The 16,548-nt window shown below is 62.6% G+C and carries 9 protein-coding genes; 6 read left to right on the plus strand and 3 right to left on the minus strand.

Annotation, left to right across the window (positions count from 1 at the left end):
* Window positions 1–303 precede the first annotated feature (303 nt).
* The 3 genes from ACS5Q0_RS21905 to prfB all read left to right on the plus strand — a co-directional run bounded on the left by ACS5Q0_RS21905 (window position 304) and on the right by prfB (window position 5,429).
* Window positions 304–1,548, plus strand: coding sequence for an N-acetylmuramoyl-L-alanine amidase (locus tag ACS5Q0_RS21905; RefSeq protein WP_473128775.1), 1,245 nt, complete (start codon window positions 304–306; stop codon window positions 1,546–1,548).
* 146 nt (window positions 1,549–1,694) lie between these two features.
* Window positions 1,695–4,130, plus strand: coding sequence for a penicillin-binding protein 1A (locus ACS5Q0_RS21910; RefSeq protein ID WP_473128776.1), 2,436 nt, complete (start codon window positions 1,695–1,697; stop codon window positions 4,128–4,130).
* 170 nt (window positions 4,131–4,300) lie between these two features.
* Window positions 4,301–5,429 (plus strand): peptide chain release factor 2 gene (gene prfB, locus ACS5Q0_RS21915; RefSeq protein ID WP_473128777.1). Its coding sequence is split into 2 segments (ribosomal slippage): window positions 4,301–4,369 and window positions 4,371–5,429, totalling 1,128 coding nucleotides; the frame shifts between segments, so codons are not numbered across the junction.
* A 49-nt stretch (window positions 5,430–5,478) separates the two neighbouring features.
* On the opposite strand, the gene ACS5Q0_RS21920 is transcribed toward prfB, so the two are convergent.
* A complete protein-coding gene (locus ACS5Q0_RS21920) occupies window positions 5,479–5,943 on the minus strand; it encodes a peroxiredoxin (protein WP_473128778.1) in 465 nt (154 codons plus the stop codon).
* A 212-nt stretch (window positions 5,944–6,155) separates the two neighbouring features.
* Here ACS5Q0_RS21920 and ACS5Q0_RS21925 point away from each other — a divergent pair, with 212 nt between their 5' ends.
* The gene (locus ACS5Q0_RS21925; protein WP_473128779.1) at window positions 6,156–9,560 is read left to right on the plus strand and encodes a hypothetical protein; all 3,405 of its coding nucleotides are present in this window, start codon (window positions 6,156–6,158) and stop codon (window positions 9,558–9,560) included.
* 172 nt (window positions 9,561–9,732) lie between these two features.
* Here the strand turns inward: ACS5Q0_RS21925 and tyrS are convergent, their stop codons facing one another.
* Window positions 9,733–10,995 (minus strand): tyrosine--tRNA ligase, encoded by a 1,263-nt coding sequence (gene tyrS, locus ACS5Q0_RS21930; protein ID WP_473128780.1) that lies wholly within the window; start codon window positions 10,993–10,995, stop codon window positions 9,733–9,735.
* Window positions 10,996–11,182: 187 nt separating this feature from the next.
* Here tyrS and ACS5Q0_RS21935 point away from each other — a divergent pair, with 187 nt between their 5' ends.
* Together ACS5Q0_RS21935 and ACS5Q0_RS21940 are read left to right on the plus strand one after the other, a co-directional pair.
* Window positions 11,183–13,168, plus strand: coding sequence for a M10 family metallopeptidase (locus ACS5Q0_RS21935; RefSeq protein ID WP_473128781.1), 1,986 nt, complete (start codon window positions 11,183–11,185; stop codon window positions 13,166–13,168).
* A 628-nt stretch (window positions 13,169–13,796) separates the two neighbouring features.
* Complete coding sequence (locus ACS5Q0_RS21940; protein WP_473128782.1) at window positions 13,797–15,512, plus strand: M10 family metallopeptidase C-terminal domain-containing protein; 1,716 nt, start codon at window positions 13,797–13,799, stop codon at window positions 15,510–15,512.
* 144 nt (window positions 15,513–15,656) lie between these two features.
* Here the strand turns inward: ACS5Q0_RS21940 and ACS5Q0_RS21945 are convergent, their stop codons facing one another.
* A complete protein-coding gene (locus ACS5Q0_RS21945; RefSeq protein ID WP_473128783.1) occupies window positions 15,657–16,313 on the minus strand; it encodes an alpha/beta hydrolase in 657 nt (218 codons plus the stop codon).
* Window positions 16,314–16,548 lie beyond the last annotated feature (235 nt).

The following is a 16,548-nucleotide window of genomic DNA, read 5'->3' on the forward strand; positions in this document are numbered from 1 at the left end:
GAGCCCGGTCATCGGCAAATAAGTGGCGACCTGTATCGCCCACTGAACCCTTCCAAGCGCCTGTCGAGGGTGACGGGATCCGTGAGGACCGGTCAACACAACCATCTCCTCAGGTCCGCCGTCAGATTCGGCCATGCCGGACGGGGTCATGATCATTACAGATCGAATGGGGCATTTGGCAAGATGCAGAGACATGTGTCGTTAATGCAACAGAGTCTCACTATCGAGCATTTCCCGAGAAGCTTCTTTAACCAGATGCCGGGTAATGAGATAGGAAGGGGGCACAAAAGTTCCAGCGGCAGCATGAGAATCAAACCCTTCACAAGCCTGTTGATGGCGGGTCTCCTGGCGATGTTCTTCGCCGTGGCCGTCGGTCCCGCCTGGGCGAATGCCGATGGCGGCAAGGCCGCGGCTCAGATCATCGCCGCCGACGTGTCCGTCGAAGTGGACGGGCCCACGACCCGGTTCAAGATCGCTCTGTCCAAGGCCGTCACGGCCCAGGCCTCTCTCATGGAAAGGCCCGACCGCCTCATCATCGACCTGCCGGAGGTGGCGTTCCACCTGCCGCCGGATTCGGGGCGCCAGAAGGCCGGCCTGATCTCCTCCTACCGCTACGGTCTCTTCGCTCCGGGACGCTCCCGGGTCGTGATGGACCTGGCCCAGCCGGCCACCGTCTCCGGCATGACCGTGGACGCGCACGCCGCCGGGGGCACGGCCCTTCTCACCATCGAGCTCACCCGAATCGAGCGCGACGATTTCCATCGCGCGGCGCTCGACAGCGCGGCCAAGGCGGCCCAGTCCAGCGGAGCGGAACCGGCTCCGCTTGCGAAGGATGCCCGTCCCGTCATCGTGGTCGACGCCGGTCACGGCGGCATCGACCCCGGCGCCAATTCCACGGGTGGGGTGATCGAGAAGGACCTCGTTCTCGCCTTCGCCCAGAAGCTCCAGAAGAAGCTCGAAGAGAGCGGGCGCTACCGGGTCGTCATGACCCGCGACAGGGACGTGTTCGTCTCGCTGGGCGACCGGGTGCGCGCCGCGCGGCACGTGCAGGCGGATCTGTTCATCTCCATCCACGCGGATTCGATCTCCGGCGGCCAGGAAGTGCGTGGCCTGACCGTCTATACCGGCGCGGACCGGGCCTCCGACGCCGATTCGGCCAAGCTGGCCGACCGCGAAAACAAGGCCGACGCGGCGGCGGGCGTCGAGACGGCGGACATGCCGGACGATATTTCCGACATCCTGCAGGAGCTGACCCTGCGGGAGACCCGCAGCTTCTCGCACAATTTCGCGACCCGCCTCGTCGGCGAGTTCGATTCCATCGCCCGCCTGAACAAGAATCCCCACCGCCAGGCCCGCTTCCAGGTCCTGCGCGCCCACGACGTGCCCTCCGTCCTGGTGGAATTGGGGTACCTCTCCAGCAAGCAGGATCTCGACCTGCTGATGTCGGAGGAATGGCGCGGCAAGATGGTGAACGCCATGGGCGTGGCCGTGGATCGCTTTTTTGCAACACGGATCGCCCGGCAGGGCGCTGCCGCAGTTTTACCATAGATAGAGTGTGGATACCCGTAGCGGGGGCGCGATTCCTCGGTTAACAGAGCGGGTCAGGCTGTGCCCGGCTTCTGTTCCGGAAGGAAACGGCGTTCGGGAGATGCACAATCAGGTGCCGCTGGGTGCCGACAACGGAATACCTTCGGATGCGCTTTGTCCTACGATTTTTCGGCTTCCTGTTCAGCGTCGGGGCGATTTTCTTCCTGATCGGCGCCGTCGGACTGGCCTATGGCTTCTGGTTCTACTCCAAGGACCTGCCGGATCACGCGCAGCTCGCCGATTACGAGCCTCCTGTGATGACGCGCGTCCACGCCTCGGACGGCAGCCTGATCGCGGAATACGCCCGCGAGCGACGGCTCTATGTGCCGATCCAGGCCATGCCGAAGCTCGTCAAATCGGCCTTCATCTCGGCCGAGGACAAGAATTTCTACAAGCATCCGGGCGTCGACCCGGAGGGCGTCATCCGAGCGGTCGTCTCCAACCTCAAGTCGGGCGGCAAGCGCGAGCAGGGCGCCTCCACCATCACGCAGCAGGTCGCCAAGAACTTCCTCGTCGGCAACGAGCGCAGCTATGAGCGCAAGATCCGCGAGGCGCTCATAGCTCTGCGCATGGAATCGACCTTCTCCAAGGACAAGATCCTCGAGCTCTACCTGAACGAGATCTATCTCGGCCTCGGCAATTACGGCGTGGCCGCGTCCGCCCTGAACTATTTCGGCAAGTCGCTCCACGAGCTGAGCATCGCGCAGGCGGCCTATCTCGCCGCTCTGCCCAAGGCCCCGAACAATTATCATCCGTTCCGCCAGCGCCAGGCCGCCATCGAGCGCCGCAACTGGGTCATCGGCCGCATGGCCGAGAACGGCTACATCACGAAGGAGCAGGCGGAAGCCGCCAAGAAGGAGCCCCTCGACGTCACGCCGCGCGTGGTGTCGCCCAACAGCATCGCGTCCGGCTACTTCGCCGAAGGCGTGCGCCGCGATATCGCGGAGCGCTATGGCGAGGAGAAGCTCTACGAGGGCGGCCTCCTGATCCGCGCGACGCTCGATCCGAAGATGCAGGCCATGGCCCGCAAGGCGCTCGTGGACGGGCTCGTCCGCTTCGACGAGGCGCGCGGCTGGCGCGGCGCGCAACAGAAGCTCGATCTGGCCGGCCGCGAATGGGGCTTGGCTCTTTCCGAAGTTTCCTCCATGGGCGACGTTCAGCCCTGGCGCCTGGCCGTGGTGCTCGACGTCTCCGGCGGACGGGCCCGCATCGGCCTCCAGCCGAAGAAGGAGGCCTCTGGCCAGCTTTCGCGCGAGCGTGAAACCGGCTTCGTCACGGCCGACGGCGTGAAATGGACCCGCCGCTCCGTCGAGAAGGCGATATCGTCCGGCGACGTGGTCTATGTGGAGCCCCTCGACGGCAAGCAGGGCCAGTATCGCCTGCGCCAGGTGCCCGAGATTTCCGGCGCCATCGTCGCCATGGATCCCCAGACCGGCCGCGTCCACGCCATGGTCGGCGGCTTCTCCTTCGACCAGAGCGAATTCAACCGGGCCACGCAGGCCATGCGCCAGCCGGGCTCCTCGTTCAAGCCGATCGTGTACGCGACGGCTCTCGACAACGGCTATACGCCGTCGTCGCAAATCATGGATTCGCCGTTCGTCCTCGACATGGGCCCGGGGCAGGCCGCCTGGGCGCCGTCGAACTACGACGGCAAATCCGCAGGCCTGCGTACGCTGCGCTACGGCATCGAGCACTCGAAGAACCTGATGACGGTGCGCCTCGCCAACGAGATCGGCATGCCGGTCGTCACCGAATATGCCCGCCGCTTCGGCGTCTATGACGACATGCTGCCGCTGCTCTCCATGTCGCTCGGCGCGGGCGAGACCACGGTGATGCGCATGACGGCGGCCTATTCCATGTTCGCCAACGGCGGCCGCCGCATCAAGCCGACGCTGATCGACCAGATTCAGGACCGCAACGGCCGCACGATCTACCGGCATGACGACCGCAAATGTGCCAATTGCGACGCGGCGAGCTGGGACGGCAGCGCGGCGCCCAAGCTCGTCGATACCCGCGAGCAGGTGCTCGATTCGCTGACCGCCTACCAGATCACGTCGATCCTCGAGGGCGTGGTGCAGCGCGGCACGGCGCAGTCGGTCAAGGCCGTGGGCAAGCCGCTCGCGGGCAAGACCGGCACCACCAACGACGCCAAGGACGTGTGGTTCGTCGGCTTCTCGCCCGACCTCGCGGTGGGCGTGTTCCTCGGCTACGATACGCCGAAATCGCTGGGCAACGCGGCCACCGCCGGCCAGTACGCGGCTCCCGTGTTCCGCGACTTCATGCAGATGGCGCTCAAGGACAAGCCTGCGACGCCGTTCCGCGTGCCTGCGGGCATCAAGCTGATCCGCGTCAACGCCTCCACCGGCACCCGCGCGGGCGGCGAGGGCGGCGGCACGATCCTGGAGGCCTTCAAGCCCGGCCAGTCTCCTCCGGAATATTATTCCCCCCCTGAGGAGGAGAGTCCGCAGGCGGAATATTCGCCCGCGCCTCCGGACGCGACGCCCCGCAGGGCCGTAGGAGCGACGCCGGGCGGATTGTATTGATCCGCCCCGCATCCCATATCGAACGGGATTTCTGACAGGCACGAATCCATGGCTCCGCTGCCGCGCTCCGGTGACGGCGACGGCGGGCGGACCTGTGGGAAGAGATCCTTTACACACCGGGGCAGGGCCCTTAAGACCCCCTCATTCACAGGCACGGACAGCAAGACGAAATGCGCGCTGAAATCGAACACCTCGTAGAAGAGACCAAGCAGTCAGTCGGGCTGCTGAGGAGGCATCTTTGACTGGGATAATGCCCAGCGCCGCCTCGCCGAACTGAACGCCCTCGCCGAAGATCCGAACCTCTGGAACGATGCGGAAGCCGCGCAGAAGACCATGCGCGAGCGCACGTCGCTCGAGGACCAGATCTCCGCCATCAAGCGCATGGAGCAGGAGCTCGATGACGCGATGACGCTGATCGAACTCGGCGAGATGGAAGACGACGAAGGCACGATCCGGGAAGGCGAGGAGGCGATCCGCCGTCTCCAGGAGGAGGCCGCCCGCCGTCAGGTGGAAACTCTGCTCTCCGGCGAGGCCGATTCCAACGATACCTATATCGAGGTGCATTCGGGCGCAGGCGGCACCGAGAGCCAGGATTGGGCCTCGATGCTCCAGCGCATGTATGCCCGCTGGGCCGAGCGCCGGAAGTACAAGGTCGAGCTTCTCGAAGTCACCGACGGTGAAGAGGCGGGCATCAAGAGCGCCACGCTCCTGATCAAGGGCCACAACGCCTATGGCTGGCTCAAGACCGAGTCGGGCGTGCACCGGCTCGTGCGCATCTCGCCTTACGACTCGAATGCGCGCCGCCACACGAGCTTTGCCTCGGTGTGGGTCTACCCGGTGGTGGACGATCGCATCGATATCGAGGTCAAGGAATCGGACTGCCGCATCGATACGTTCCGCTCCTCGGGCGCGGGCGGCCAACACGTGAACACCACCGACTCGGCGGTGCGCATCACCCATATCCCGACCGGCATCGTCGTGGCCTGTCAGCAGGAGCGCTCGCAGCACAAGAACCGGGCGACCGCCTGGAACATGCTGCGCGCGCGCCTCTACGAGCTGGAGCTGAAGAAGCGCGAGGAAAAGGCGAATGCGGAAGCCGCCGCCAAGACCGACATCGGCTGGGGGCACCAGATCCGCTCCTACGTGCTTCAGCCCTATCAGCTCGTGAAGGACCTGCGCACGGGAACCCAGTCTCAGAGCCCGCAGGACGTGCTCGACGGCGATCTCGACCCGTTCATCGAAGCCTCGCTCGCCCAGCGCGTCTATGGCGGGGCAGAAGAGGTCGAGGACATCGACTAACAACAAAGGGCCGCTTCAATGAAGCGGCCCTTTTCACATCCCGCGCCTGTCAGAGCGCTTTCGCCGCAGCCAGCACCTCCTCCGCGTGGCCCGGCACCTTCACCTTGTTCCAGACCCTGGCGATCCTGCCCTCCCGGTCGATGAGCACCGTGGTGCGTTCGACGCCCATGTATTTGCGGCCGTACATGCTCTTCTCGACCCACACGCCATAGGCCTCCAGCATCGTCTTGGCCTCGTCGGACAGAAGAGGGAACGAGAGATCGTACTTGGCGCGGAACTTGTCGTGGCTCTTGAGGCTGTCGGGCGAGACCCCGACGACGACGGTGTCCGACGCCTCGAAATTCCGGCGTAGAGCCTGGAAATTCTGCGCCTCCAGGGTGCAGCCGCTGGTGTCGTCCTTCGGGTAGAAATACAGCACGACCTTCCTGCCCCTGAGGCTTTCGAGGGAGATCTCCTGCCCGCCGGTGGCCGGGAGGGAGAAGGCAGGGGCTTGGGTTCCGGGCGTCAGAGTCATCGTTCGCCTTCCTTTTGGCGGAATGTCTTGGTTGGAAGCCTCTTGTGTGCACGACGGAAAGAGGCGGTCGCGGGAGGCTGCCGGGGCGGTTAAGGTCCTCACTGATTCCCTCGTTGCCGCGAAGGCGCAAGAACCGGGTTGCCCCATACCACAGAATGAAACGATCGGTCCGTACCACGTTGTCCCGGCGAGAACCGGCCAAACGAACCCTTGTGAGGCGGCTGGTCCGTGGCACGATCTATGCCAAGCTCGGGCTGATCGCCTTCCTGATCGTCGCGGCGGGGGTGTTCTATCTTCGCCTGTCCATTGCGCCGCTCAGCTTCGGACGCCTGCCGGAGAGGGTCGCCGAGGCTCTGGCCTCGCGGATCGGTCCGGGCTGGACCGTGGCGCTGCGCAACACGGTCATCGAACTGCACGAGGGCATGCCGGCCCTGCGGGCCAACGGGCTCGACATTCGCAGCCCTAGCGGTGAGCTCGTCGTTCGCGCCCCCTATGCACTTGTCAGCGTCGATTTCGCGTCGCTGCTCACCGCCAATCTTCAACCCAAGGCCATCCAGGTTCGGGATCTGCAGCTGCGCATGCTCGTCAACCGGGACGGCTCGCTGACCTTCTCGCCCGTCCAGGCAACGGAGGAGGGGCAGGCCCAGGGCGCTCCCGCTCCCGAGCCCGCTCCCTCCAAGGAGGCCGCGGCGTCCATGGCCGCGAGCGCAGACGGGCCGTCTCTGGTCTCTGGGGCCGTAGGATCGCTGTTCGATCTGATCGTGGGGCCGCGCAGCGTCCTCAACACGCTCGGAATGGCGCAGCTGACCAATGCGCAACTCGTGATCATCGATGCCGATTACCGCGAGCGGGCCCGGTTCGACCGGGTCGACGCCACCTTCGACTGGGACCAGGACGGCGGCCGCCGCTTCTCGGCCACGATCGAGGGACCTCAGGGACCGTGGGAGCTGAGAGGCAACGCCAAGGCCGAGGACCGGACGGCGTATCGTGGCGTCTTCGTCGCTGAATCCGCTCCGATCCAGGACATCATGGTGCTGAGCGGCATGTCGAGCCTTCCGGCGGCGACGGACCTCGAATTCTCGGGCCGTTTCGACGTGGCCTATGCGGATGGCCGCGTGACCGAGCTGAAGACGCGCCTCGACAGCAATGCGGGATTCATCCGGATCGAGGACAAGGACACGTCCGCGCTCCCGGTGGACCGCGCCACCATCGTGGCCGAGTGGAACGAAACCGAGAAGGCGCTCAACCTGCCGCTCCTGGAACTCAGAGGCGGCGATACGCAGGTCAAGCTCCAGGGAACGCTGTCGGTCCCGACCGCTCGCCAGACGTGGCACCTGCGGCTCAGCGGCAGGGACATCGTGTGGGCGGGGGCTGCTCCCGGCGATGCGCCGCTCCAAGTCTCGCAGATGGATGCGGACCTGTCCGGCCCCAACGGCGTCATCATCAACAGCATTGCCCTGAGGGGCCCCGATCTTAACGCCAATATCGGCGGCACCCTCGCGGATACCGCCGATCCGAAAGGCCTGAAATTCGACGTCACGGCCTCGAAGACCAATATCCGCTCCGCGCTTCGGATCTGGCCCGAGGCGGTCGCGCCGCCCGTGCGCCGCTTCCTGGTGGCGAATCTCAAGGGCGGCACCCTCGAGAATTTCAAGCTCAAGGTGGCGATGACGGGAGCCGACGTCGAAAGATCCATGGCCGGCGGCCCCATTCCCGATCGCTCCGTGAGGATCGATTTCGTGATCTCGCAAGGCACCCTCCAGGCGGCCGAGGGATTGCCGCCTGTTTCGAGGATGGACGTGACCGGGCGCGTGACCGGAACGAGCGTGAGCCTGCGCGCGCCGGCTGGCCGCGTGGACATGGCCGGCAATCACGGTCTGGACGCCCTCGACGGCTCGTTCGTGCTCGACAATTACTGGGACGACAAGGCCGTTGCCCGCATCGGCTTTCGTCTCACAGGCCCGGCCGACGGCGTCGGGGCCTTGCTTCAGCAGCCGCTCGTCAAAGAGATTGCAGGCTTCGAGGTTGATCCCGCGACCATGAAGGGCAGGGCAGACCTGCTGGTCGGGGTCGGGATTCCCGTCAAGGACATTCCGGCCATCACCGATCTTCCGCTGAAGATCACGGGCACCGTCAGCGATCTCACGCTCGACAAGATGTTCGGCAAGGAGAAGCTCGAAGGAGGCAACCTGACCGTTGCCTACGACCGGGGCGATCTGTCGATCAAGGGCGATGGCAAGATCGGCGGCGGCGCCGCGACGATCGACGTGCAGAAGGGCCGTCAGGGCGGGCAGGCCAATGTCGCGTTCGTTCTCGACGATGCCGCCCGCAGCAAGCGTGGATTGTCGTTCGGACCGCAGTTGACGGGCGCGGTCGCCCTCAAGGTCGGCGTGCCATTGGGCGCCGCCGATGTGTCCGGCATGACGGTCGAAGCCGATCTGACGAAGGCCGGGGTGGACCAGCTCATTCCGGGTTGGGTCAAGCCCGCGGGCAAACCGGGCAAGCTCACCTTCACCTTGAGCGACGGGCCCGAACCCGAAATCCGCGACCTGCAGCTCGACAGCGGCAATGCCCAGCTGCGGGGATCCGCGGCCCTGTCGAAGGACGGCGACCTCGTGAAGGCGGATCTTTCCACCTTCAAGCTCTCGCCTGGCGACGACATGCGGGCGCAGATCGAGCAATCCGGAGGCGTCTACAAGGTCGTCGTCCGCGGCAACGTGGGCGATGCTCGTCCCTTCCTCAAAAGCCTCGGCGCGCAAACCCCGACCAGGAACGGAAACGGCCAGAAGGATTCGAAGGACATCGATCTCGACCTGAACCTCAACATCCTGACCGGGTACAACAACGAGGCGATCACCAACGCCGTCATCAAGGGATCGATGCGCAAGGAGATCCTCCGTCAGCTCGAGATGAAGGGCCGCCTCGGCGCGACCAATGTCGCGGCGCGCACCGACACGCAGGGCAAGAACGGATCGGTCATCATCATCCAGGCCGACGATGCCGGCGCGCTGCTGCGCTTCACCGATGTGTATAGGCGGATGGTCGGGGGCGACCTCATCATCAACATGACGACCGGGGAGGGGCAGCAGCCCGGCATTCTGCTGCTGCGCTCCTTCACCCTGGTCAACGAGCCGGCCCTGCGCCGCATCATCCCGACGCAGACGCAAATGGTCGCCGGGCAGGACAAGCAAGGCAATCCCCAGATGGTTCGCGTGGACGTGAACGAGGTGGCCTTCAGCCGGGCTCGCGCCGAGTTCACGCGCACGTCCGGCCGTCTCGATTTCAAGGACGCGGCGATTTACGGCAATCAGATCGGCTTCACCCTGGACGGGTTCTTCGATTACAGCCGGGACCGGATGGACATCTCCGGCACGTTCGTCCCGGCCTATGGCCTGAACAACGCCTTCGCGAAGGTGCCGCTGTTCGGCCCGCTGCTCGGCGGCAGCCAGTACGAGGGCCTGTTCGCGGTCAATTTCCGGGCAACGGGGCAGGCGAGTGCGCCGAGCCTGACGGTCAACCCGCTCTCGGCGGTAGCTCCGGGCTTCCTGCGCAAGCTGTTCGGCGTGGGGATGGAGCCGCAGCAAACCGACGCGCAGCCTGCGCCTCCTGAACGGTAGGGGAGCGGGCTTTCCGCAAGTGGTGTTGCGGCGGCGAGGGCACAAGCTCCGACGCTCTCCCCTTCGTCATTCCCAGCCTTGTGCTGGGGATCCACGTCTTGCTGGCTCAACGGTTCCCGAAAATGCGAATGGCCGGGTCGAGCCCGGCCATGACGTGAGAGTGTCTATCCCTTTACACCGCCCGCAGGAGCACGTGCTTCTTCTTGCCGAAGGAGAGCTTGATCACGCCTTCGCTCGTGAGGTCCGACAGGCTCAAGCTGCCGCGCTCGTCGGAGACCGTCTGGTCGTTCACCTTCAGGCCGCCGCTCTTCACCTGGCGGCGAGCCTCGCTCGATGACGGCACGAGCTTCGCGTAGTCGGGTCCGAAGGCGGTCAGTACGCCGAGCCCTTCCTTCAGGACGCTGGACGGAACCTCGATGGTGGGCAGGCTTTCCGCCAGGGTGCCCTGCTCGAAGGTTTTCTGCGCCGTTTCGGCGGCAAGCTGCGCGGCCTCGCGGCCGTGGAGGAGCGCGGTGGCCTCGGTGGCGAGCACCTTCTTCGCCTCGTTGATCTCGGCACCCTGCAAGGCGGAGAGCTTGGTGATCTCGTCCAGCGGCAGGATCGTGAACAGCTTCAGGAAGCGGGAGACGTCCGCATCCTCGGTGTTGCGCCAGAACTGCCAGTAGTCGTAGGGGCTCAGCATGTCGGCATTGAGCCAGACCGCGCCGGAGGCGGTCTTGCCCATCTTCGCGCCGGAAGCCGTAGTCAGGAGCGGGCAGGTGACGGCGTAGAGCTGCGGCGTGCCGAGGCGGCGGCCGAGATCGATGCCGTTGACGATGTTGCCCCACTGGTCCGAGCCGCCCATCTGCAGCACGCAGCCGTAACGCTTGTTGAGCTCCACGAAGTCGTAGGCCTGGAGGATCATGTAGTTGAATTCCAGGAACGACAATTCGTGCTCGCGCTCGAGGCGCAGCTTCACGCTGTCGAAGGACAGCATGCGGTTGACCGAGAAGTGGCGGCCCACATCGCGCAGGAAATCGATGTAGTTGAGCTTGGTGAGCCACTCGGCATTGTCGACCATCATGGCGTCGATCTTGCCCTCGCCGAAGCTGATGAAGCGCGAGAAGACGGTCTTGATGCTCTCCTTGTTGGCCTCGATCTGATCGACCGTCAGGAGCTTGCGGCTCTCGTCCTTGCCGGAGGGATCGCCCACGCGGGTCGTGCCGCCGCCCATGAGCGTGATCGGCTTGCCGGCCCCGGTCTTCTGGAGCCAGTGCAGCATCATGATCGAGAGCAGGTGGCCCACGTGAAGGGACGGGCCCGTGCAGTCATAGCCCACATAGGTCGTCAGCCGGTTCTCAAGGGCCGCCGCATCCACGCCTTCGAAATCGGAGGTCTGGTGAATGAAGCCTCGGTCGGTGAGCACTTTGAGGAATTCGGAGCGTGGCGCAGTCATGACGGTACTCGGTTTCGCGAGAAGAGAGCTTCCCTCTACCAGTTTTGCCTGCTCCCGCAACCGCACAGGCCTCGCTCGGGTCGAAATTTCAGGGCTGCAACCAGAAATCGTGGGGCCCAATAGCGAGCGCATGGCTTGCTAATGGTCGCAACTATGTTACGAGTCGGCGTTCCGCGTGGAGGAAAATATGCCTGAGAACAACATCAGCGCTTTGCTATCGGGGTACAGCTGGTCGTCCAACGTCCTGGGATACTTCTTCGCGGATTCCATTGGTGATTATCGGTACAGATATCCCCTGTTCGTTTACGGCTTCCAGCCTGTTGGAGCCTCTCATCAGCACGCGGTGCAGGCCATTCTCCAGGGCACCTATCGGCCTTCCTCGCCCTACGAATATTACATGACGCTGAGTTCGGTGGAGGCGGTCGCCAACCTGACCTTCTATTCGACCGGAACCAGCCCTGCGGACATCGCCATAGGCCGGACGACGCTGCTCGATCGGTCATTTGCGTATTACCCTGATCCGACATGGGCCGATCCGCGGGGCGGTGACGTCTGGTTTGCAAACAACATCACCGACGTTCCTTTCGGGAGCTTCCAATATTACACGGTCATGCACGAACTCGGGCATGCAATGGGCCTGAAGCACGGCCACGAGGAGGCGAGTACCGGCAATCCTGCCGTTCTGAGCCCGGATCGGAATTCCATCGAGTTTTCGGTCATGACCTACAGTACCTATGTGGGCAATTCCGACGAAAATTTCAGCGACTCGACGGCGCCTCAGACGCTGATGACGTATGACATCGCCGCTCTGCAGTATCTTTATGGAGCCAATTTCAACACGAACAATGCGGATACGTATTATAGCTGGGACCCGGTATCGGGTACGACCTACGTCAATCTCAGAGAAGCCGGCTTCAGCTCCAGCTTCTTCATGACGATATGGGACGGAGGCGGCGTCGATACTTACGATTTCAGCAACTCCGGACAGGAGATGACAATCGATCTGACACCGGGCGGCTGGTCTCAATTTTCGAATGATCGGCTCGCCTATCTCGGCGGCAACCATTACGCGCGCGGCAACGTCTTCAACGCCTTGCAATACCAAGGCGATCCTCGTTCCCTGATCGAGAATGCCATCGGCGGGAATTTCAACGACAGCATCACGGGCAACAGCGCCAACAACAACCTGTCCGGTGGGTCTGGCAATGATACCCTGATCGGCGGTGCTGGATACGACATCCTTGAGGGCAATGACGGGGACGATTGGATGGATGGCGGTTCCGAGGGGGACACATTCCTCGGCGGGAACGGTTGGGATACAGTGTCTTATCTCTCTGCTTCAGTGGGACCCGTCACCGTCGATCTGACGACGGGGCAGAACTGGGGAGATGCCTACGAGGATATCCTGGTCGATATCGAGAGCGTCCGGGGCTCGAATTTTGGGGATTTCCTGATCAGCCGCCCACAAGGAGCTCACCTGTATGGTGAGCGCGGCGACGATCATCTGTTCGGCCAAACGGGCTCTGACGACCTGTTCGGCGGAGAAGGCAACGATACCATTTATGGCTACGACGGAGCCGACCATATCAGGGGCGGGCCTGGGGCTGATGTCCTGGATGGTGGTGCCAGCATCTATGATACGCTCGAATACAATGATGCCGTCAACGGAGTGACCGTTGACCTCTACAACAACACCGCGAGCGGAGATATCGCTACGGGCGATGTCATCTCCAACTTCGAAAACGTCTTCGGAGGAGGGGGGAATGACGTTCTGGCGGGCACTGACATCGCCAACGTCATCCACGGCGGCAATGGCCATGACCAGATTTACGGCTATGCGGGGGCGGATTATCTCTTCGGCGGCGATGGCAACGATACGCTCTCGGCCGGGAGCTCGGACCTAGGGATACCCGATACTTTGGTTGGCGGTGCCGGCGTCGACACCTTCCTCGTGTTGGGTTCGCGCGACACGCTCATTGAGGATTTGAGGGCAGGGGCCTCGGGCGAGTCCGTCGTCTTGTATGCAGCCTATCTGCAGGACTTTAACGCCGTCATGGCGGCCGCAACTCAAGTCGGCAATGATGTTGTCATCGACAAGCCCAACTATCTCCATCTCGTCCTTAAGGACGTTCACATGTGGAGCTTGGTGTCGAGCAACTTCAGTTTCATCTGACGGTGGGGGGCACGTGAACGCTGTCTTGCTCCTGCAAGCGCCGTTATTGAGGGCTGACCGCAGCCCTCAACCCTCAACCCGTCAGGTCTCATGCAAGGCCATATCGTAATCGATTGCTCGGCTCATGCATCGTGCGGGGCTGGATTCTGTCGTTCGTCCCGTAGTCTTTCCGTTCACGTCACATCCAGCGAGGCGATCGAGCAATCTCGCAAACAGGGTGACGATTGAACGACTTCGCGCTCGGCTGAGATGAAATTGGAGGGCAGGCGCGGTGCCGCCCCCATGACGTTGCGGCGCGGGATCAGCTTGCCGCTTCGCTTCTGCGATCACTCTGAGATGCCTATCGGGATCCTCCGTCTGTGGCGACCGGCAGACCGCCGACCTCGCTGTCGAAGAAGCTATTGGCGCATCATCGGATCTTGAGGCTCTCAATAAAGCGCAGTTTGCATAAATCAGCTTAAAAACCCTGTCTTTTGGCTCAAAACTGAGTCCGGAAGGTCAATGAATTTGCCGAAATGCAATGCGCCATGGATTGTGCTGGGAAACTTTTGCCATTATGCAACAGAATTGCATTAGGAATGTTGCGATGTATCCCTCCTCTCCATTCTGGCCGGTGAGCTCATCGTGGATGGGTTCCGAACATGATACCGAAGACAGGTTCCAGTATTCCATGGGGCAGCAATTCTCCTATGGCGCCCGGGAACTGTCCCTCTTAAATCCCGCCTTGATGGCCGCAGGCTCGCCCTGGAGCTGGATTGGTAACCAGGTCGGGAATGTGACGAACTGGGTCGGCGGCGCGGTTCAGAATGTAACCGGTTGGATCGGCAACCAGATCGGTTCGGTCTATAATTGGACCAGCGATAACATCTCCGCTCTTCCTCTCGGAATCTTCTCGACTTTGGCGGGCTCCAGCCCTTACGCGATGCCGGGTGTCCGGTATTATGTCCCGTCTGGCCTTGATCCCGACGTTCTTGCGGTCATGTCGGGCTCGCAGTGGAACAAGGCTTACGTCACCTACGCGTTCCCGGATTCCCGCTACGATTACGAGTGGATCAACCCAAGCGCGTCGGGATTCCGCCCTTTGAGCTTCGAGACGCAGCAGGCGGCCCGCCACATCCTTGAAGGCTGGAGTCCATATGGGGGCGGACCGGGCTTTGCGCTCACGTCCGTCGAAGGGGTCACGAACCTCGAACTGGTTTATGCGGGCACCAACGGGGGCGATCTGCAGATCAGCGGATTCACCCCCGGCAGCATGATCAACCGAAGCCATGGGTATTATCCAGGCGTTCCCATCTATAGCGGCGATACCTGGATCACGCGCAACAGCGATCTTCCCGGATCCGGGTCCTATGCTTTGGCCATGCACGAACTGGGTCACGCGTTGGGCTTGAAGCATCCGCACGAGTCCGGAGGTGCGCTGCCGCGTATGAGCGCGGCGCACGACTCATCCGAATACACCGTGATGTCCTACAACACCTTCTCGGACGATCCTCAGACCCTCATGCAATATGACATCCGTGCGTTGCAGGCGATGTACGGGGCCGATTTCACGACAAACAGCGGCGCGACGGTCTATCGCTGGGTGCCAGGGTCCGGCCAGACCTTCGTCAACGGCGTCAGCCAGGGCGCAACCTCGGGCAATCACATCTTCCTGACCATTTGGGATGGTGGTGGTAACGACACCTATGATCTGACCGCATTCTCGAGCGACGGTTATGTCGATCTCGGCCCAGGCGGGTATGTCAGGTTCTCCGACACGCAGCTTGCCCGGAAGGGCTACGGCACCTTCGCCAAAGGCAATGTCTACAACGCGTTCCTCTACAATGGCGATTCACGTTCGCTGATCGAGAATGCCTATACAGGCAGGGGTAACGACAAGGTTATCGGCAACGACGCCGATAACAGGCTGATCGGCAACGATGGCAACGACACCGTTTACGGCGGCAACGGCAATGATGCGCTTTGGGGCGGGAACGACAACGATTTTGTCTATGGCGGTTTCGGGAACGATACGATCGAAGGCGGGTACGGATCGGATGTCATGTTCGGCGAGTCCGGCAATGATGTCTTGGTTGCCATAGGCACCGGGAACTGGATGACCGGCGGAACGGGCGCAGACATCTTCCAGCTTAAGGCTCCCGCAAAGTCGTGCACGATCACGGACTTCGAGACGGGGTACGACAAGATCCACATCGCTTCGAGCCTGTTCGCCAACTTCTCGGCAGTAAGGGCAGCGGCTTACCAGAACGGCAGCAGCGTCATCATTGCCAAAGGCGATTTCAGCCTCACCTTGCACAACATGAACCTCAGCAAACTCGCTGCATACGATTTTGCCTTCATCTAGAGCATCGGATGCAAGGATGAACATGAGGCTTGCGTGGGAAACTGCCCGAACCTCGGGCGGAGCCCGATGTCTCGTCCGTACTCCCAAAAAAGAAACGGCCGGTCGATGTGACCGGCCGCTTCTTCAAATGAGGGCAAACGGGATTTAGGCAGCCTCTTCCGTGCTGCCGAGGCGTTTGTCGAGATATTCGTCGACAGCCACCATCAACTCGTCGACCTTACCGTCGAAGAAGTGGTTGGCGCCTTCGACCACGGCATGCTCGAGCTTCACGCCTTTCTGGGTCTTCACCTTCTCGATGACGCTGACCACGTCCTTCACCGGGGCCACGCGGTCCTCGGATCCATGGACGAACAGTCCGGAGGACGGGCAGGGGGCGAGGAACGAGAAATCGTAGCGGTTCGCCATGGCGGCGATTGAGATGAAGCCCTCGATCTCCGGGCGACGCATGAGGAGCTGCATGCCGATCCAGGCGCCGAAGGAGACGCCGGCGATCCAGCAGGCGCGGGCATCCGGGTTCATGGCCTGGGCCCAGTCGAGCGCCGCAGCGGCATCCGACAGCTCGCCCTGGCCGTGGTCGAAGGAACCCTGGCTGCGGCCGACGCCGCGGAAATTGAAGCGCAGGACCGAGAAGCCGCGTTTCACGAAATCGTAGTACAGGTTGTAGACGATCTGATTGTTCATCGTCCCGCCGAATTGCGGGTGCGGATGCAGGATGATGGCGATCGGAGCGCCCTTCTCCTTGGCAGGCTGATACCGCCCCTCGATACGACCGGCGGGACCTGTGAAGATGACTTCAGGCATATACGCGAACCTCTTGATCGCCTCTCTGTGAAGAGAGGGAAACCCCCGTGCGACCTTGACTCAAGGTCTCGGATTCCCTTAAGAAACCCTTAGAATATTTCTAAACTGTTCCAATGTTTCATTTTATTCCAATGGCTGAGCCGTTGGGTTGAAACACGGGCGCATGTGGTTGCGGTGCTTTAACACAGCAACCAGGGTTGTTTGCAAGACATTCGTGAGGTTTGAGGCTGACAGC

It is taken from the genome of Microvirga sp. HS2 (assembly GCF_055792805.1).